We start from the raw sequence: 18057 nt of genomic DNA, 5'->3' as shown, positions 1-18057 counted from the left end.
CTCGATTTCCGCCGGCAGGCGATCGTCAACCTGCTCGCCGCGCTCGCTGGCGCGGGAACCGCGCTCGCCTCGGCGCTCGCGGGCTATGGCGTGTGGACGCTTGTCTATGCGCCGCTTGCGATGTTCTGGACGCGCGCGGTCGGCCTGACGCTCGTCGCGCGCCTGCTCGTGTGGCCGAGTTTCGATTTCCGCGGTTGCGGCCAGATCATCGGATTCGGGTCGGCGGTGCTGTTCGCCCAGCTTTTCTGGCTGGTTCAGAGCCAGTCCGATATTTTCATCGCGGGCGCCAGGTTCGATGCGCAGGCGCTCGGCCTTTATGCAGAGGCGCTGTTCCTCGCGCAGATTTTCATGGCGAAGTTCGTGCCGCCGCTGAACGAGGTTGCCTTCCCCGCCTATGCGCGAATCAAGACCGACGCCGCCGCGGTCCGCTGGTCCTTCCTCAAGACCGTGCGAATCCTGATGCTGGTGGCGGCGCCCTTTTACTGCGGGCTTGCGGTGGTCGCGGCGCCGATGGTCGAGACGCTGTTCGGGGCAAAATGGCTGGGGATGGTGCCCTATATCCAGCTCATTTCGTTCGCGCTGATCCTGATGACGGTGCAGATCCTCTTTGCGCCGGTCACCAATGCGCTCGGCAAGCCGTCGATTTCGATGTTCAGCGCGATGAGCGGCGCGATTCTCTTCCCCACCGCTTTTCTTGTCGGCGCCCAGTGGGGGCTTATCGGCATGGCGTGGGCGTGGCTGGTCGCCGCGCCGCTGCTCCTCCTTGTCACCGCGCGCCTGGCGGGACCGCTGATCGGCGTGTCGCTGTGGGACATCGCGCGCGCGATGCTGCCGGGGCTGGCACCGGCGCTCGTGATGGCGATCGGGGTGGGGATTGCGGGGCAGGCGCTCAGTGAATTTGGCCTTGGAGCGCCGGTGCAGCTTGCGCTGCTCGTTCCCCTGGGCGCCGCGCTCTATGGCGCGCTGCTCTGGCTGCTCGAGCGCGAGGCGCTGGCCGAGGTGGTTCGACTCGTGATCCGCCGTCAGGCGCCCGTCGCCGACACGCCCGTTCAGGACGCGATATAGTCGCGCATTGCTGCGGCTTCGGCCTCGATCCGGTCGATGCGATATTTCACCAGATCGCCGATCGACACGAATCCGACCATCCGGCCGCCATCGACTACCGGCAGGTGGCGGATGCGTTTCTGCGTCATCTGCGACAGCGCCGCGATCACGGCGGTATGCGAATCGCAGGTCACCGGCGATTTGGTCATGACATCGTCGAGCGTGCGATCGAGCGCATCGGGTCCGTAGGAGGACAGGAGCCGCACAATGTCGCGTTCCGAAAAGATGCCAACCACCGCGTCGCCCTCGACCACTGGCACCGCACCGATCCGGTTCCGTGCAAGCAGATCGGCGACCGCACGCACCGTATCGTCCCGCCGTGCCGAAACGACCGCGCCGCTCCGTTCACGAAGAATCGCTCCGATCGTCATAGCTGTCGCTCCCATGTCTGTCCGTGTTGCAGGGCAATCCTATCATGATTCGCGCGGTGGACGAAACGTCCCACCCGTGCCGATCATGCTTGGCCGCAGCAGCGCGTTGGTCCATGGAGACGCGATGGTAAAACGTTCACCGCTGGACAATCGCGATACTTCCAACGTCGCTTGGGCGCGCTATCGCCGCCTGATGAAGGGCATGGCGCTGGTGTCGCTCGTCGCCGTGGTCGGCGCGCTTGGCTGGCTGCGCTTTTCGATGGGCGAAGCGCTTACGATTCATATGATCATCGCCACAGCGGCGGGCGTCGGCCTGTCGGTGATGCTCGGCGCGGCGCTGATGGGACTGGTATTCCTGTCGAGCGGCAGCGGCCACGACGAATCGATCGAAGACCCGTTTGCCGACGATCCGGATTTGAAACCATGACCGACCCGACCCCGCGGCGCGAGGCACGCGACCCGATTTTGCGCGTCGTCCCCCGCCCCGCCGACATCAATGCCAACGGCCATATCTTTGGCGGCTGGGTGCTGAGCCAGATGGACATCGCGGGCGGCATCGTCGCCGGAAGAATCGCCCAGGGCGCGGTGGCGACGGTCGCCATCGAATCGATGGAATTCATTGCACCGATCCTGCTGCGCGACATTATTTCCGTTTACGCGCATCTCGAACGCCGCGGCCGCACCTCGATGGGCATTCGGATCGAGGTCATCGCGACGCGCGACGGCGGGCGCACCGAGGAAAAGGTGACGGGCGGGCTTTTCACCTTCGTCGCGCTCGACGAAAACCACCGCCCGCGCGCGTTGCCGCCGATTTAGTCCGCCGCCTTCACGCGGTAGTCGAAGCTCTTGGTGCCGTTCGCAGGTACGCGGACGGTCCAGCTGAGCAGGCCATCGCGGCGCGGCAATTTGCGGATGCGCGAATCGAGGCCGTCATGGTCGTCGATCAGAAAGCCGATCTCGACATCGGCCGGGCGCGGGTTCGCGTTGGTGACGGTCACGCGGTAATCCTTCGCGCCATTTTTCGGCGGCACGAAATTTTCGACGTCGATTCGCACCTGACTGCTCTCACCGATCACAAGGTCGACCTTTTCGCCGACCGCATGGTCGCGCATCGCGCCTTCGCCGACGAGCAGTTCCTGGTCGCCGACGCGTTCGAACACTGCCGCCTGCCCGCTCGGCAGCGGCACGCCGAGCCCGCCCGCTTCCTTATTTTGCATCCGCAACAGGATTTCAGGCCGCATCGCCTGACCTTCGTCGGTAAGACCGATCCGCATCCGGTAGATGGTCCGAAAGGGCACGCGGTCCTTGACCAGCAGCGCCACCTGCTTCTGCCCGTTCGCCGCGACGGTGACGGGGACCGGCACGCGATAGAGTTTGAGATCGCCGAGATCTTCCTGGCTTGCGACGACAGACACCGGCGACATCATTTCGGCGCGCTGCATTCGCGCGCCGGTAACGACGATCTCCATCCCGGCATCCACGGCCGGCGGCGGTGGTGGAGCGGGGGGCGGCGGAGGAGGCGGCGGGGCGCCGTAACGCCCGCTGCCGGTCGGAAAGCAGCTCAGGCGAAGCGGCGGCGTGCGCGGACGATCGGCGAGCGCCTCGAAATTGCTGACCTGGTTCAGCGTTCCCGCGATCGCCGCGAGCCCCGCATCGGCAAAGCTTTCGCCATTGCTGTTGGCCACCGTCAGCCATGCGAAAAGGTCGAGCGTCTTTCCGTCCTCGCGCACGCGCGCGACATAGTTGCTCGCCCAGTCGAAGCCGGTCGATAAATAGGTCAGCGTCACCATCGCGCGCGCTGCCGCCGGGCTGCGCGTCGTCACCGACAAGGTCGGCTTGGCGGTGAGTCCCGGCGGGACGCCGTTATAAATGATCGTTTCGGGTATTCCCGTGCATCGGAGCGCTTCATAGCCCGCAGCGGTCTGGAGAACGACCGCGCCCTCCGGTCCCGAGCGGATGATTGCCTCCTCTTCGGTGACCTTGCCCGTCGCGCGGTCGGTGCGGCGGATATGGACGCGGTTGCCCAGCGAACCGTCGAGCAGGCTCGCGGGCGACAGCAGGGCGGCGTCGCGATTCTTCTGCACCACGCCGCCGGGCAGGCCGGTGACGATCGCGCTGACGGCAATCATCCCCTCGGCCACGCCCTCAAAGCGCAACACCGCCTCACCCGCGGGCAGATCGACGGTGCGCGTTTCGGAAATGAGCGCGAAGCCCTCCAGCCAGTTCGGCGAAATCGCGCCGCCCTCGGTGCGGCCCGGATCGCGGAACACGCTGACCGACACTTTTTCAGGCGCGAGCGAGGTGACGATGGGCTGCGCCGCCGCCGGGGATGCGGCGAGCAGCGTCAGCAGGAGCGACCAGCGGCGCATCGGCCGCGACTCAGTAGCGCGTTTCAAAGGTCGCGGTGATCGTCGCCTCGCCGTTGGCGGGCAATTCGACCCGCCAGCGCGTGCCGTCGCTGTCGAGCCGCTGGCTCTTCTGGCTTTCGGTCAGGATTCGCGTGTCATCCCAATACCAGTCGAGTCCGCGCTGGACGAGGTCGAGTGTTACCGGTTGCGCCCGCGCATTGGTGAGCAGATAGGACATCTGCGTCCGCCAGCGACGGTCCGAAACGCGCTCGCGCTTTACGACGGTCGCCTGCACCTTGACGTCGAAGGCAAGGCCCGTCGCGAGGCCCAGTTCGCTCCCCATCGGGGTATGGCCGATGCTGTTTTCGCCGATTAACTGGGGGTCGCCGCGCAGATCGCGCTGATAGAAGCGCACCGCTCCGGCTGGCAGGGCATCGCCAAGGCCGCCGCCTTTGGCGCTGGTGTTGAACTTGATGACGCTGGCCGCGCTCGCGGGTTCGGTCATCGTCTCGAACCCGCCGACGGTAAATTCATAGATTTTCTGCGCCGGCACGCCGCTGACGTCGAGGAAGCTCACCTGCTTCGTCTGCGCATTGGCGATCGTCGTTCGTTCGGCGAGCGGATAGAGATAATAGTCGCCGAGCTGCTCGCGCGGGGCGGTTTCGGTGCCGGCGCGGCGCAGATTGCCCGGCGGCTGCGGTCGCGGCCGATAGCGCGGCGAGACCGCTCCGCCCGCCGATGGCGTCCCTGCGACGAGCAAGGTCTTCGCATTATCGAAGGTCGTGCCGGTGCTGTTGGTGAGCGTAACCCACCCCTGAACGTCGATCGTCCCGGCTTTCTCGTCATAGAGCGACACATAATCGGCCGCCCAGCCGAGCCCGTTCGTCAGATAGGAAAGCGTCGCGGGCCGCGTGCCCGCACGCGTGCTGTCGAGCGTGATCGACAAGGTCGGCTTGGCGCGCAGGTTCGGCGGAATCTTGTCGAAGATCACGCGCACCGGCATCCCGTCGTCGCGCAGGATTTCGATCCGCGGCCCGATCTGGAGCACGACGCCGCCATTGACCGCGAGCACCTTGGCGCGCTCGCGCGTTTCGGCGCCGGTTGCGGGATTGGTGCGCAGCAGCGTCACCGTTTCCCCCACCGCCTTTTGCATCAGCGCATTGGGCGAGAGCAGGTCATAATCGAAATTCTGTTCGACGATCGCGGTGTCGGCCGCAGCGAAGGAGACCGTCTGCGGCCGAATCTGGGCCGAGACGTCTGGAAACTCCTGTCGCGCCCGACCAGCGGGCAAAGCAATCTGGCGAATATCCTGCACCAGCGATTGCCCGCCATTATAGATAGTAACGGCCAGCTCGCCCTGCGCATTGCCTTTGGTTGGATCTTGCGCGCCCGCGGGGATCGCGATCAGCCCGGCTGCCAGGATCAGCGGACGACAAAGCCCTGACAAGACGCGCATAAAAAAGCCTCCCCGCGATTATCCCGCGGGGAGGCTATGGCATGTGCCGTTGAAAGGCCAGGCCTATTCGGCCGCCTCGACATCGGTGTTGCGCGCCGCCAGCGTACGGCGGGCGCGACGCGGCTTCGCGGCCGGCGCTTCGTCGGCGGTTTCGGCTTCGGCAGCGCGCTCGCTGCGCCCGATCGCGGGCGGCAGCACGGCGGTGTCGATCCCGGCATTGTCCTTATCAGTGCCGTCGTCCGGACGCGCACGCCGCGCGGGGCGACGCGACGGGCGCGGCGCAGCTTCCTGTTCGGCCACGTCGTCGCGCGCGGGGGTTTCGCCGCGATCGCTGCGGTCGTCGCGGCCCTCGTCCTCGTCGCGATGGCGCGCATTTCGTCCGCGCGTTTGCTGGCGGTTGCCGCGATTGTCGTCATCGCGCTCGCTGCGCGGTTCGCGGTTGCCGCGATTGTCGCGCTGGCCGCGATCGTTCCGATCACTGCGGTCGTTACGCTCATCGCCATTGTCGCCATCGTCGCGGCCGCTGTCGGCGTCGAGATCGCTGTCGGTATCGTCATGGCCGTCGAAATCCTCGACGCCGCGAATTTCGCGGCCACGGTCGTGGCTGCGTTCCTGCCCGTTCGCCGCGGCCTTTTCTTCCTGCCGCGCGCGGAAATCACTGACGACCCGGAAATAATGGTCGGCGAACTGGAGATAATATTCGGTCTGGACGCGATCGCCCGCCAGCTGCGCATCGCGCGCGAGGTTGCGATATTTCTCGATCATCTGCGCGCCGTTGCCGCGCGCCCGGCTGTCGATGCGGTTGGCCTGATCGACGCCTCCGCGCCCGCCCGACTGCGACCGATTATTGTTGTTGCTGTTATTGTTGCGGCCGCGACGGCGACCGCTCTGCCGGTTGTTCATGTTCAACTGAGACATCCTGTCGAAAAGCTAATAGCTATGCCAACCCCTTTTGGCCGACCGCGCTCTTTGCGCGTCGCGCCCACGCTTTCTGCGCGGCCTTGCCCTTTACCGCCTGCACCGAACCCCACGGTTCCGCACGAGCATCGCAATTGGGAAGCAGACCCGCCGGACCAGTATCGATGCGCTGCACCGCCAAAGGGACCCTGATCAGGTCTGTAAGCCGCCCCTACCGCCCTTTGCCGCCAAAACCAAGCGAATTCTTGTGCGGGGCTCAAGCGCGGGTCAGCAAAAGCGCCCTATCGCGGCCACCAAGATCCTGACGGCATGTGACTGCAAACCCCGCGGCGTGGGCGAGCTCGCTCACCGATATGCGTTGCATATGTCCGATTTCAAGGATCGCGGCGCCGCCGGGAGCGAGCAGGCGCGGCAGATCGGGGATGATGCGGCGATAATCGTCGAGGCCGTCGGCACCCGCGAACAACGCGGTCGCGGGTTCGTGATCGGCAACATCGGGCATCAACGCTTCGCTGTCGGCGATATAGGGCGGGTTGCAGAGGATAAGGTCGAACTGGCCGGTCACGCCCGCTGTCCAGTCGCCCGCGCGGAAGGACGCGCGATCGGCCAGACCCAGCGCCGCGGCATTGTCGCGGGCGTAGGCCAGCGCACATTCCGATGCGTCGATGCCCAACCCGCTCGCCGCCCGAAATTCGCTTAGCGCAGCCAGAAGTAATGTGCCCGGGCCGGTTCCGAGATCGAGGATCGTGGTGGGCCACCCCGCCCCGCGCTCGCGGTGAAGGTCAAGACACGCCTCGATCAGCGCCTCACTGTCAGAGCGCGGGATCAGCACACCGGGCCCGACCTCGACGCGGATCGTCCAGAAGTCGCGATAGCCGAGAATATAGGCGATCGGCTCATGCGCCATGCGGCGCGCGACCAGATGCGCGTAAAGCTCGGGCACCTCGTAACGGGCAGGATCGAGCAACACCTGCTGTCGGTCGACGCCGAGCGCGTACGCCATCAGCAGTTCGGCGTCGAGCCGCGGCGTGTCGCTGATGCCGGTGAGCAGATTGGCGGCCGTGCGGATATTGTCGGCAACTTCATTCACGGCCGTCCACCCACGCTCGCTTCCGTTCGTGTCGAGCGAAATCGAGACACCCCGCGGAATGACGCCGACCCCATGGGCATCTCGACTTCGCTCGATGCGAACGGGTTTGGAAGAACAAGGCCCCCGCGGTTATTCACCCAGCCCCGCCAGCCGCTGCGCCTGATCCTCGGCGATCAGCGCGTCGATCAGCTCGTCCATTGCGCCTTCCAATATTTCGGGCAGGCGGTGGAGCGTCAGGTTGATGCGGTGGTCGGTCACGCGCCCCTGCGGGAAATTATAGGTGCGGATGCGTTCGGAGCGGTCGCCCGACCCGACCATCGATTTGCGCGCCGAGGCTTCGGCACTGTGGATCTTCTCGCGCTCGAGGTCGTAGAGCCGCGCGCGCAGCACCTGCATCGCCTTGGCGCGGTTCTTGTGCTGGCTGCGCTGGTCCTGCTGGATCACGACAAGGCCGGTTGGGATGTGCGTGATACGGATCGCCGAATCGGTCGTGTTGACGTGCTGGCCGCCGGCTCCGCTCGCGCGATAGATGTCGATCTTCAGGTCATTGTCGTTGATCGCGACGTCGACCTCCTCGGCCTCGGGCAGCACCGCGACGGTCGCGGCGCTGGTGTGGATGCGCCCGCCGCTTTCGGTGACGGGAACGCGCTGGACGCGGTGGACGCCGCTTTCGAACTTGAGCTTGGCGAACACACCTTGACCGCTGACCGACGCGACGACTTCCTTGTAGCCGCCGACCTCGGCCTCGTTCGCCGAAATGATCTCGACCTTCCACCCCCGTGTGTCGGCATAGCGGCTGTACATGCGGAGCAAATCGCCCGCGAACAGCGCCGCCTCGTCGCCGCCGGTGCCGGCGCGGATCTCGAGCATCGCGGCCCGCTCGTCGGCGACATCCTTGGGCAGCAACTTGATCGCAAGATCATGTTCGGCGGCGGGTAGCGCCTCCTCAACCGCCGCAATTTCCTCGGCCGCCATCGCCTTCATCTCGGGATCGGCGAGCATTTCATTGAGTGCGACGAGTTCTTCGCGCAGCCGCACGACCTCGCGCGCCGCGGTCGCGACGGGTTCGAGCTCGGCAAACTCCTTCGACGCCGCGACAAAATCGGCGGGCGCCATATCGCCGGTCGCCATGCGCGCTTGCAAGGCGGCGTGGCGTTCGATGATGGCGTCGATCTGGCGGGCGGATACGTTGGTCATCTACTCACTGTCATTTCAATTTTCGTCATCCCGGACTCGATCCGGGATCCATTGACGCCGGTGCCGCTTGGACCCCGGATCAAGTCCGGGGTGACGATTGCAGGCAAGTTTTGATTGCCTTTGCACGATCGCTTTCACCGCGCACATTGACATGCGGAACGCCATCGCGCGTCCCGATCGAAATCAATGCATGCGCAGGAATCTTCGCCGCCTTGTCATACCGCTTGCGCGGCGACCCGCTGGCCACGAGCTCGGTCGCAAAGCCGTCGTTGCGTAGCACCGAAAGCGCCTTCATCGCGACCGCAAGTTGTCCGTCATCCTCCACCGCGATCACTGCATCGAGCCTCGTGTCGATCGCATCGGCTGCGACCAGCATCGCCAAACGCTCAATCCCTGCTGCCCAGCCGACCGCCGCGGTCGGCGGCCCGCCGAGTGCTTCGATCAGCCCGTCGTACCGCCCGCCGCCAAGCACGGTGCCCTGCGCGCCGAGCCGGTCGGTTACAAATTCGAACGCCGTGTGCCGATAATAGTCGAGCCCGCGCACCAGCCGCGCATTGCGTTCCCACGCGACCCCCGCGGCATCAAGGCCCGCGGTCACCGCACTAAAGAAATCCTGCGCTTCGGCGGTCAGAAAGGCATCGATGTCGGGCGCGCTGTCGGCGATCGGGCGATCCTTGGGATCTTTGCTGTCCAGAATACGCAGCGGATTCTTGTCGAGCCGCGCGAGGCTGTCTTCGGACAGATCGCCGCGATGCGCCATGAAATGCTCGACCAGCGCCGCGCGCCAGGCGTCGCGGCTTTCCGCATCACCCAGCGTGTTGAGCGTCAAGGTCACGCCCTCGGCGATCCCCAATTCCCTTAGCAGCTGATCGGCGAACACCAGCAGTTCGGCATCCGCCAGCGGGCTGTCGCTGCCCAGCACTTCCGCATCCAATTGATGGAACTGGCGATAGCGCCCCTTTTGCGGGCGCTCATAACGGAACAGCGGCCCATGCGTCGCGACCTTGAGTGGTGCGAACTGCTGCCAGCCATTGGTGATATAGGCCCGCGCGATCCCCGCGGTGAATTCAGGGCGCAGCGTCACCGATTCGCCGCCCCGATCGTCGAACGAATACATTTCCTTCGACACCACATCGGTGGTCTCGCCGAGCGAGCGCGCGAACACCGCGGTCGGCTCAATCACCGGCACCTCGATCCGCTTGTAGCCATAGAGGCGGCGCACGCGCTCGAACGTGTCGACGACGTGAGCGAACCGGTCGGCGAAATCGCCGAGCATGTCCTGCGTGCCGCGTATCGGCTGCGGCGTCGGAATTCTGGCGCTTTTTTCCTTGCTCATGGCCGCGGCGTCTAGTCGATTTTCGGGAGAGCGCAAAGTCCCCCAAAGCCCTCTCCTTCAGGGGAGGGGCTTTCGCTGGACCTGCCCCTTCATCCCTGTCTAAAGAATGTCGCCATGAAAACAGCACCGTTCGTCGCAGCCGCGCTCCTCGCCGCCCCCCTTGCCTTTGTTCCCGCCGCGCTCGCGCAGGACGGCAACAGCCGCCCGCAGCCGGTCGTCCAGCCGCTCACCATTCCGCTGCCCGCCGACAAGCCCTATCCCGGCACGATGGTGCTGAAGGTCGATGCGACCGACGTCGCGCGGGGTATCTTTCGTGTCCGCCAGACGATCCCGGTGGCAAAGCCCGGCAAGCTGACCCTGCTCTATCCCGAATGGCTGCCCGGCAAGCACGCGCCGCGCGGCGCAATCGCCGAAATGGCGGGCTTCACGGCATCGGCCGGGGGCAGGAAGCTCGCCTGGACGCGCCAGCCGACCGACGTCTACGCCTTCGACATCGACGTGCCCGCGGGCACAAAGAGCGTCGACGTCGCGTTCGATTTCCTGTCGCCTACGCGCGGCAGCGAGGGCCGCGTCGTTGTCACCCCGACGATGATGAATTTGCAGTGGGAACAGGTCAGCCTCTATCCCGCCGGCTATTTCACGCGGCAAATCCCCGTGCAGCTGGACGTGACGCTGCCCGACGGCTGGACCGGCGTCGCGGCGCTCGACGGGCTCAAGACCTCGGGCAATCGCTACAGCTATGCGCCGACGAGTTACGAAGTGCTGATCGACAGCCCGATGTTCGCAGGGACCCATTTCCGCAAATGGGACCTTGGCCACAAGGTTACGCTGAACGTCGTCGCTGACGAGGCCCGTTATCTTGCCGCGAGCCCGGACCATATCGCGCGCCACGCGGCACTGGTGTCGGAGGCGGTCGCGCTGTTCGGTATGCGGCACTTCGACCGGTACGAGTTCCTGCTCGCGCTGACCGACGAACTCGGGGGCATCGGGCTTGAGCATCACCGGTCGAGCGAGAACAGCCGCGCGGTCGATTATTTCACCAAATGGGACGAGAATGACTGGGAACGCGGGCTGCTGCCGCACGAACTGGTGCACAGCTGGAACGGCAAATATCGTCGCCCCGACAAGCTGTGGACCCCCGACTTCCGCACGCCGATGCAGGACAATCTGCTGTGGGTTTATGAGGGGCAGACGAGTTTCTGGGATCTTGTTCTCGCCGGCCGGTCGGGGATGCAATCGAAGGAAACGATCCTCGGCGAGTGGGCGAGCAACGCCGCCAATTTCAGCGTTCAGCCGGGGCGGAGCTGGCGTTCGGTCGAAGATACCACGCTCGATCCCATCATCGCGGCGCGCAAGCCCAAGCCGTTCCCAAGCTGGTCGCGGACTGAGGATTATTACAACGAAGGATCGCTGATGTGGCTCGAGGCCGACATGCTGATCCGCGGTGCCACGAACGATGCGAAAAGCCTCGACGATTTTGCGCGTGCCTTTTTCGGTGGGCGCGAGGGCGACTGGGGCCAGTCGACTTATGTTTTCGGCGACGTCGTCGCGGCGCTGAACGCAGTGCATCCCTACGACTGGGCAGGTTTTCTGAGCGATCGGATGCAGGCGCCGGGCCGCCCCGCGCCCCTCGGCGGGATCGAGTGTGCCGGCTACCGTCTCGTATGGCGCGACGCGCCGAACGCCTATGACCGCGACCGGATGGCGCAGGGAAAAAATGTCGACCTTACCCATTCGCTCGGCCTGACGATCGACAAGGACGGCGTGGCGGGGGGCATATTATGGGACGGCCCGGCGTTTCGCGCCGACATCGTCAACGGCACCAAGATCGTGGCGGTCGATGGGATGAGCTACAGCCGCGAACGCATCGAAAGCGCGGTCCGCGCCGCGGCGGACGGCAAGACGCCCGTGCGCCTGCTCGTCGAGCGCGGCGGGCGTTACCGCAATGTCGAGATCGCCTATCACGGCGGCCTGCGCTGGCCGCATCTGGAAAAGGTCGCGGGCACGGCGGACGGGTTCGATCGCCTTTTCGCGCCGAAACGCGCGCTTTGACAGTGCGGGGGAGGGCGCAACGACCCTCCCCCTTATCGATCACCCCTTCTTCAGATGCCGGCGCCCCAGCAGCTCGGCGATCTGCACCGCGTTGAGCGCCGCGCCCTTGCGGAGGTTGTCGGACACGCACCAGAGGTTGAGGCCATTCTCGACCGTCGGATCCTCGCGCACGCGGCTCACGAACGTCGCGAAGTCGCCGACGCATTCGACGGGGGTGATGTAACCGCCGTCCTCACGCTTGTCGTGAAGCACGACGCCAGGGGCTTCGCGCAGGATGCGCTGCGCGTCCTCGGCCGACAGCTCTTCTTCGGTCTCAATGTTGATCGCTTCCGAATGACCGACGAAGACGGGAACGCGGACGCAGGTCGCCGTCACCTTGATCTTGGGATCGAGAATCTTCTTGGTCTCGACGACCATCTTCCATTCCTCCTTGGTCGATCCGTCGTCGAGGAATTTGTCGATGTGCGGGATGACGTTGAAGGCGATCTGCTTGGTGAACTTCTGCACATCCTTTTCGTCGCCGACGAAAATCTGGCGCGTCTGGTTCCACAGTTCGTCCATGCCCGCCTTGCCCGCGCCGCTGACCGACTGATAGGTCGACACGACGACACGCTTGATCGTCGCGGCATCGTGCAGCGGCTTCAGCGCGACGACCATCTGCGCGGTCGAACAATTGGGGTTCGCAATGATATTCTTTTTCACATAGCCGTCGATCGCATCGGGGTTCACCTCGGGCACGATCAGCGGCACGTCGGGGTCCATGCGATAAAGCGAGCTGTTGTCGATCACGACGCAGCCCGCCGCCGCGGCCTTGGGCGCGTGGATCGCGGTCGCATCGCTGCCGATGGCAAAGATCGCGATGTCCCAGCCCGCCCAGTCGAAATTCTCGATATTCTGGCATTTCACGGTCTTGCCGCTGTCGCCGATCTCGAGCTCGTCACCCTGGCTGCGCGACGAGGCCACTGCTGCCAGCTCGTCATAGGGAAATTCACGCTCGGCCAGAATGGCGAGGACTTCGCGTCCGACATTGCCCGTCGCACCCGCGACGACGATCCGGTAACCCATGAAATTGTCCTTTTGTTATGTCTTGAAACGAAAAACGACCGGTTCCGCCCCTTGGCCGAACCGGTCGTTTTGGAAAGCTGTTTCGGCTTTGTGGGGAGAAACTTCTCCTTAGCCTTCGCCGGCTTCCGACCGGTAATCGCGGCGTTCCGCAATACGTGCCGATTTACCGGTGCGCCCGCGCAGATAGTAAAGCTTCGCACGGCGGACGGCGCCCTTGCGGACGACGGTAATGCTGTCGATGTTGGGCGAATAGAGCGGGAAGACGCGCTCGACACCTTCGCCGAACGACATTTTGCGCACGGTGAAGTTGGAGCCCATGCCCTTGTTCGAGCGTGCGATGCACACGCCTTCGAAATTCTGGACGCGGGTGCGTTCGCCTTCGACCACCTTCACGCCGACTTTCAGCGTGTCGCCGGGGCGAAAGGTCGGAATATCTTTGCCAGCCTTGGCAATTTCTTCGGCTTCGATCGTCTGGATGAGGTTCATGCCTCTAGTCCTCTTCTTTTCGCCGCGCGCCAGAGGCAGGTCGGGCCCGAGCGCCCTCATGGCGCTCCCAAAGGTCCGGCCTGCGTAACCGAGTAATGTCCTCCGCCTGTTGTTTCCGCCAGGCGGCGATCTTCGCATGATCCCCCGATCGCAGCACTTCGGGGATCGTGCGCCCTTCCCAGGTAACGGGCCGGGTATAGTGCGGATATTCGAGCAAACCGTTTTCGAACGATTCGTCATCCCCGCTTGAAGCCGCGCCCATTACGCCGGGAAGCAGGCGAATGCAAGCGTCGAGCAACAGCAGCGCCCCCATCTCGCCGCCCGACAAAATAATGTCGCCCATCGACAGCTGTTCGATCGGGCGCGCGTCGAAGATGCGCTCGTCAAACCCCTCGAACCGGCCGCAAAGAATGATCGCGCCCGGACCGGCCGCAAGCTGGCGCACGCGCGCCTGCGTGATCGGCGTGCCGCGCGGGGTCATCGCGAGGACGGGCAAACCGGGATGCGCTGCCATGGTGTGGTCGATTGCCGCGCCGAGCACGTCGGCCTTCAGCACCATGCCCGCGCCGCCGCCCGCGGGCGTATCGTCGACCGTGCGATGCTTGTCGGTCGCGAAATCGCGAATCTGAACCGGCGCGCATGCCCACGTTCCGCTTTCGAGCGCGCGCCCGGCCATGCTGTGCCCCAGCGGCCCGGGGAACATGTCGGGATAAAGCGTCAGGGGGACGGCGGTGAATGTCATGACGGCGGTTCCCATAGCGCGTCAGGCATGAGGTGGCGATCCTTCGCCAGTTCGGCGTGCAGCCATTCGCGGAAGCGCTCGATCTTGCGCACGCCGACGCGGTTTTCGCGGTGGACGAGCCACAAGGCGCGATCCGAAATGTGGATCGTGTCGAACGGCTGGACCATCCGCCCGCTCGCGAGTTCGGTCTGCCAGAACAGCGGACTCATCATGGCGACGCCATAACCCGCCTGAACCGCGCTCGCTTCCTGAAGCTGGCTGTCGAGTTCGATTCCGCGCTGCGACGGCACAGGCGGGGTATCGACCCCCGCAGTCGCGAACCAGTCGGTCCACCAGCTATCGTTCGGCGCGAGACGCTGGACGCCCAGCAGGTCGGCAGGCTCGCGGATTTCATGCGCCGCAATAAAAGCCGGCGATGCGAGAGGCGCGAGATGCTGGCGCATCAGGAAATCGGCGCGCAGCCCCGGCCATTCGCCTCGCCCCATGCGGATCGCGACATCGACGTTCGAGGCATCGAAGTCGATCAGGTCATTGCTCATCGACATCCGCACGGCGAGTTCGGGATATAGGAGCTGAAAGCTGCCGATACGCGCGCTGAGCCAGGTGCCGCCAAAGCTGGTGGCGGCGTTGATCGTCAGCACATCGGCCTCGTCGCTGCCGAGCGCGGCGAAGGCATCGGTCATCATGGCAAAGGCATTGCTCATCGCGGGGAGCAAACGCTGGCCGGTTTCGGACAGGCGCACGCGCCCCTTTTCGCGCACGAACAGCGCGCGCCCCAGCCGATCCTCCAATTGGCGAATTTGATAGCTCACCGCCGCCTGCGTCAGCCCGAGCTCCTCGGCCGCACGCGAGAAATTCTGCAAACGACCGGCAGCTTCAAAGGTGCGTATGGCGGCGAGCGGCGGCAGGCGGATCATAAGACTTTATAAGCCTGCCTTATATAATGGTCCACGCCTTTTGTTGGCGGTGCGTCGCCGACAGGCGCATTCTTGGGGCACCAGACAAAGGAGACCTGCGATGCAAGACGAACATTTCATGCGGGATTGGAACGAAGGTCACAACCGGTTCAGCAGCGATGTCACCCGCGGCCTCGGGCGGCTCGCGGCGTGGTTCCGGAGCATTGGCCGATGGATCGCATTGCCGAGCGCACCCGGCGAAGACACGGTGTTCACGCGTGCCGCCGCGCGTTGCGGCATCCGGCCGCGTCGCGCGCGATAATTCCCTGCCCCCTTCAAAATCCAGTATGAAGCGGGGTGGGGCCATCCTTGCCTAGACCCCGCCCCATTCGGACTATTGCGCCTCGGGCGGCACGACGCGCAGGCGCAGCGCCTGTATCGTCGCCGGCGTCGTTGGTGCGAGCAGCAACATTCCGTCGAGTTTGCCCTTCTGACAATTGAGGCGGAAGGCGGCCGACATTGCGCCGTTCGGTGCAAGCGGCTCGTCGGTCGGGCATTCGCCGACCTCCGCCTTCAGCCTCGCAAATTCGGCCTTCCAGTTATCGGCCGACCGGTCGAGCAGGAAGTTCATCGCGAGCTTGCCTTCGAGCGGGCCCAGATCGCCCTCGGCATAAGCTGCCTTGGCCGCGGCATAGGCGCCCGCCACCGCCGCGGTCACCGGGACCCCGCGGGCCTCGATCAGCCCCGATTTCGCCATCGCCGCCGCGGCATCCCACGTCGGCGCGGACGGCGCTGCATAGGTGCGGTTGGCCATGGCAAAGACGCCGACGCCGCGCTCGGGCATCAGGAGAATGTAGCTGCCATAACCCGGATAGCCGCCACCATGCGTCATCGTGAAGCCCAGCTCGCAATCCTGTACAACGCGCCACCCCATGCCATAGGCGACCGCCTGCGTGCAGGCGGCCGCCCCGTCCGCGCCCCTGCGACTGGTGATGCTCACAAAATTGAGCCCCTGCGCCATCTCGCGCACCGTGGCCCGCTTTACCGGGCCGGTATCGGGATCGTCGCGCGCCGGCCATGCCGCAAGCAGGAACGCAACCCATTTGGCATAGTCGTTCGCGCTGACCTGTAGCCCGCCCATCGCATTGAAGGCGCCGTCGACCATTTCGGGTTCGACCGTCCATCGCTCATTTTCCCAGCGATAGCCGACCGCGGTGCGCGCTTTGGGCGCACGGGTAACGTCGAAGCCGCTCGCGGTCATGCCGAGCGGGGCCAGAATCGCCTGCCGGACATAGTCGGCGTATTTCATTCCCGAAGCATTGGCGACGATGCGGCCGAGCAAGGCGTAGCCGAAGTTCGAATATTCGAACTGGCTCTGCGGCGAGCGACTGAACGGCGCGCCTGCGGCGATCATCCGCGTGAAATCCTCTTGCGGCAATATCTGCTGCCGGTCGCCCCACGGATCGTCGGTGACGAAACCCCCGACATGATGGAGCAGGTCGCGCACACGAATGCGCGGACTGTCGGCGGTCGGATAGGTCCAGCCCTTCATTTCGGGCACGTGCTGCTCGGCGAGGTCGTCGAGGCGAAGCTTGCCGTCGTCGCGCAGCTTCAGGATCGCGAGCGCAGTCACCGCCTTGGTCATCGAGGCGATACGAAACAGACTGTCGGCTGTTACCGGCCGGCGTTCGACAAGATCCTGAACGCCGTTGCCCTTCACATATATCAGCCGGCCGTCCTTGACCACGCCATAGACCATGCCGGGCACATGCTGTTCGGCCTGGTGGCGCATGAAAAACGCGTCGATGTCGGCAGTGACGGCAGCGAGATCGTCGGCGGCAGCATTTTGTCCGGCGACGGGTGATGCAAAAGCAAGCAGGAGGAACAGGGGAAAAGCTGATCGCAAGCGCATGACATTCTCCGGCAATGGAAAATGCGACGCTAGCAGGCCGCGGCAGCGCCAACAATCGGGCGAAGGCGCAGCTCGATCTATCGCAATGATTTATCGTCAATGCGGGGTGGGCCGAGACCCACCCCTTCAAGTCTTACATTCCGTCGAGGCCTTTGCTGACCAGCACGTTCACCGCGACGCGGCGGTTCTGCGCCTTGCCTTCGGGTGTCTCATTGTCCGCCGCCGGATCGGCTTCGGCCATGCCGGTAGGCGTCAGCATCCGGTAGGGTTTCCAGCCGCATGCCTGTTGCAGATGGTTGACGACAGCGCCCGCGCGCTTTTCGCTGAGCATCTGGTTGAATTCCTGGCTGCCGGTCGAGTCGGTGTAACCGACAACCAGCAGCAGCGCGTTATCCATCGCATCCGCCGCGGTCGCGGTCGCGCAAAGATCGGCCTTTGCCTGCGCCGACAGCACGGCCTTGCCGACGTCGAAATTCACATTGGTGGTGTTTTTGACATTATACTGGTCGATGTCGCCGACGCGGCTGCGCAGCGCCTCGGTCGCGGCGGTCTGTTCGGCGAAGCGCTGATCGGTACCGGTGTGGATCATCGACGCGGTACGCAAATCCTTGCTCTTGAGATCGACCTCGCTCGCGAACAGACCGCCTGACCATTGCAGCGTATCGACCTTGACGGGCAGGCCGTTGAGCAACGCGTCGGTCGCGAGCTTATCGCGGTCGAGGCCGAGGAAGCCACCGCTGGACTTTACACGGGTATTCTCGTTGACGACGAGGAGCGTCTTGGTGCCATCGGCGGTCGTGACCTGGATCTGGTTGCCGCTGCGCGCCGAGATGATGCCTTCGACTGGCGGGCCCTTCGTCATTTCCGACGGGTCGGGCATTCGCTCGCCATAAACGGTGGTCATGACGTCACTGTCAGGTGTTTCCTGGGACTGCATGGCCGTCGCCGGCACAGCCAGCATGGTCAGCAGCAACAGCAATTTCGGACTTTTGGAAACCGCACTCATTACGCTACTCCTTCAATGAGCCGCCCCCGCGTGATCGGTTTGCCCTTTCCGCGAGCCGATGATGTCCGGCAAGAGGAT

18 protein-coding genes (1 of these 18 cut by a window edge) are annotated in these 18057 nt (G+C 64.7%); 5 read left to right on the top strand and 13 right to left on the bottom strand.

Features of this window, described 5'->3' with window-relative positions:
* A protein-coding gene (locus VSX77_RS09140) for a lipopolysaccharide biosynthesis protein (protein WP_338424294.1) crosses the window boundary here: on the top strand, positions 1–1065 show its 3' portion. Its footprint begins 468 nt before the window's first position; 1065 of the gene's 1533 nt are visible here — the last part of the coding sequence; its start codon lies off the left edge, out of view; the stop codon is at positions 1063–1065.
* On the opposite strand, the gene VSX77_RS09135 is transcribed toward VSX77_RS09140, so the two are convergent.
* Entirely contained in the window at positions 1050–1475 is a 426-nt protein-coding gene (locus tag VSX77_RS09135) for a CBS domain-containing protein (RefSeq protein WP_338424293.1), read from the bottom strand. The genes VSX77_RS09140 and VSX77_RS09135 overlap by 16 nt on opposite strands.
* 124 nt (positions 1476–1599) lie before the next feature.
* Here VSX77_RS09135 and VSX77_RS09130 point away from each other — a divergent pair, with 124 nt between their 5' ends.
* Both VSX77_RS09130 and VSX77_RS09125 read left to right on the top strand, forming a co-directional pair.
* On the top strand, positions 1600–1902 hold the full coding sequence (locus VSX77_RS09130; RefSeq protein WP_338424292.1) for a hypothetical protein: 303 nt from the start codon (positions 1600–1602) through the stop codon (positions 1900–1902).
* Entirely contained in the window at positions 1899–2291 is a 393-nt protein-coding gene (locus tag VSX77_RS09125; protein ID WP_338424291.1) for an acyl-CoA thioesterase, read from the top strand. Before VSX77_RS09130 ends, VSX77_RS09125 begins: the two co-directional genes overlap by 4 nt.
* On the opposite strand, the gene VSX77_RS09120 is transcribed toward VSX77_RS09125, so the two are convergent.
* The 6 genes from VSX77_RS09120 to hisS form a co-directional block, all read right to left on the bottom strand.
* Positions 2288–3844 (bottom strand): DUF4139 domain-containing protein, encoded by a 1557-nt coding sequence (locus tag VSX77_RS09120; protein ID WP_338424290.1) that lies wholly within the window; start codon positions 3842–3844, stop codon positions 2288–2290. The genes VSX77_RS09125 and VSX77_RS09120 overlap by 4 nt on opposite strands.
* A gap of 10 nt (positions 3845–3854) precedes the next feature.
* The gene (locus VSX77_RS09115) at positions 3855–5279 is read right to left on the bottom strand and encodes a DUF4139 domain-containing protein (protein ID WP_338424289.1); all 1425 of its coding nucleotides are present in this window, start codon (positions 5277–5279) and stop codon (positions 3855–3857) included.
* Between the two features lie 63 nt (positions 5280–5342).
* Positions 5343–6182: a DUF4167 domain-containing protein gene (locus tag VSX77_RS09110; RefSeq protein ID WP_338427249.1), complete on the bottom strand. Its 840-nt coding sequence runs from the start codon at positions 6180–6182 to the stop codon at positions 5343–5345.
* A 271-nt stretch (positions 6183–6453) separates the two neighbouring features.
* Entirely contained in the window at positions 6454–7287 is an 834-nt protein-coding gene (gene prmC / locus VSX77_RS09105) for a peptide chain release factor N(5)-glutamine methyltransferase (protein WP_338424288.1), read from the bottom strand.
* A 129-nt stretch (positions 7288–7416) separates the two neighbouring features.
* The gene (prfA, locus tag VSX77_RS09100; RefSeq protein WP_338424287.1) at positions 7417–8484 is read right to left on the bottom strand and encodes a peptide chain release factor 1; all 1068 of its coding nucleotides are present in this window, start codon (positions 8482–8484) and stop codon (positions 7417–7419) included.
* 79 nt (positions 8485–8563) lie between these two features.
* Complete coding sequence (hisS, locus tag VSX77_RS09095) at positions 8564–9820, bottom strand: histidine--tRNA ligase (protein ID WP_338424286.1); 1257 nt, start codon at positions 9818–9820, stop codon at positions 8564–8566.
* A gap of 114 nt (positions 9821–9934) precedes the next feature.
* Between hisS and VSX77_RS09090 the strand changes: the two genes are divergently transcribed.
* Positions 9935–11872, top strand: coding sequence for a M61 family metallopeptidase (locus VSX77_RS09090; RefSeq protein WP_338424285.1), 1938 nt, complete (start codon positions 9935–9937; stop codon positions 11870–11872).
* 39 nt (positions 11873–11911) lie between these two features.
* On the opposite strand, the gene VSX77_RS09085 is transcribed toward VSX77_RS09090, so the two are convergent.
* The 4 genes from VSX77_RS09085 to VSX77_RS09070 all read right to left on the bottom strand — a co-directional run bounded on the left by VSX77_RS09085 (position 11912) and on the right by VSX77_RS09070 (position 15082).
* Positions 11912–12937 carry an aspartate-semialdehyde dehydrogenase gene (locus VSX77_RS09085; protein ID WP_338424284.1) on the bottom strand — a complete coding sequence of 342 codons (1026 nt, stop codon included), beginning with the start codon at positions 12935–12937 and terminating at the stop codon, positions 11912–11914.
* A gap of 108 nt (positions 12938–13045) precedes the next feature.
* On the bottom strand, positions 13046–13423 hold the full coding sequence (gene rplS / locus VSX77_RS09080; RefSeq protein WP_011542989.1) for a 50S ribosomal protein L19: 378 nt from the start codon (positions 13421–13423) through the stop codon (positions 13046–13048).
* Between the two features lie 4 nt (positions 13424–13427).
* Positions 13428–14165, bottom strand: coding sequence for a tRNA (guanosine(37)-N1)-methyltransferase TrmD (gene trmD / locus VSX77_RS09075; RefSeq protein WP_338424283.1), 738 nt, complete (start codon positions 14163–14165; stop codon positions 13428–13430).
* The gene (locus tag VSX77_RS09070) at positions 14162–15082 is read right to left on the bottom strand and encodes a LysR substrate-binding domain-containing protein (RefSeq protein WP_338424282.1); all 921 of its coding nucleotides are present in this window, start codon (positions 15080–15082) and stop codon (positions 14162–14164) included. Before VSX77_RS09070 ends, trmD begins: the two co-directional genes overlap by 4 nt.
* A 100-nt stretch (positions 15083–15182) precedes the next feature.
* On the opposite strand from VSX77_RS09070, the gene VSX77_RS09065 reads away from it, so the two are divergent.
* Complete coding sequence (locus VSX77_RS09065; protein WP_338424281.1) at positions 15183–15383, top strand: hypothetical protein; 201 nt, start codon at positions 15183–15185, stop codon at positions 15381–15383.
* Between the two features lie 72 nt (positions 15384–15455).
* On the opposite strand, the gene VSX77_RS09060 is transcribed toward VSX77_RS09065, so the two are convergent.
* Positions 15456–16973: a serine hydrolase domain-containing protein gene (locus VSX77_RS09060; RefSeq protein WP_338424280.1), complete on the bottom strand. Its 1518-nt coding sequence runs from the start codon at positions 16971–16973 to the stop codon at positions 15456–15458.
* A 133-nt stretch (positions 16974–17106) separates the two neighbouring features.
* Positions 17107–17979, bottom strand: a complete 873-nt coding sequence (locus VSX77_RS09055; RefSeq protein ID WP_338424279.1) for an OmpA family protein — start codon at positions 17977–17979, stop codon at positions 17107–17109.
* Positions 17980–18057: the final 78 nt, after the last annotated feature.

Origin of the sequence: Sphingopyxis sp. TUF1 (genome assembly GCF_036687315.1) — a bacterium.
Taxonomy (GTDB): Bacteria; Pseudomonadota; Alphaproteobacteria; order Sphingomonadales; family Sphingomonadaceae; genus Sphingopyxis; species Sphingopyxis kveilinensis.
The sequence above is the reverse complement of the archived record's forward strand: the minus strand, read 5'-3'. Positions and strand labels throughout refer to the sequence as shown.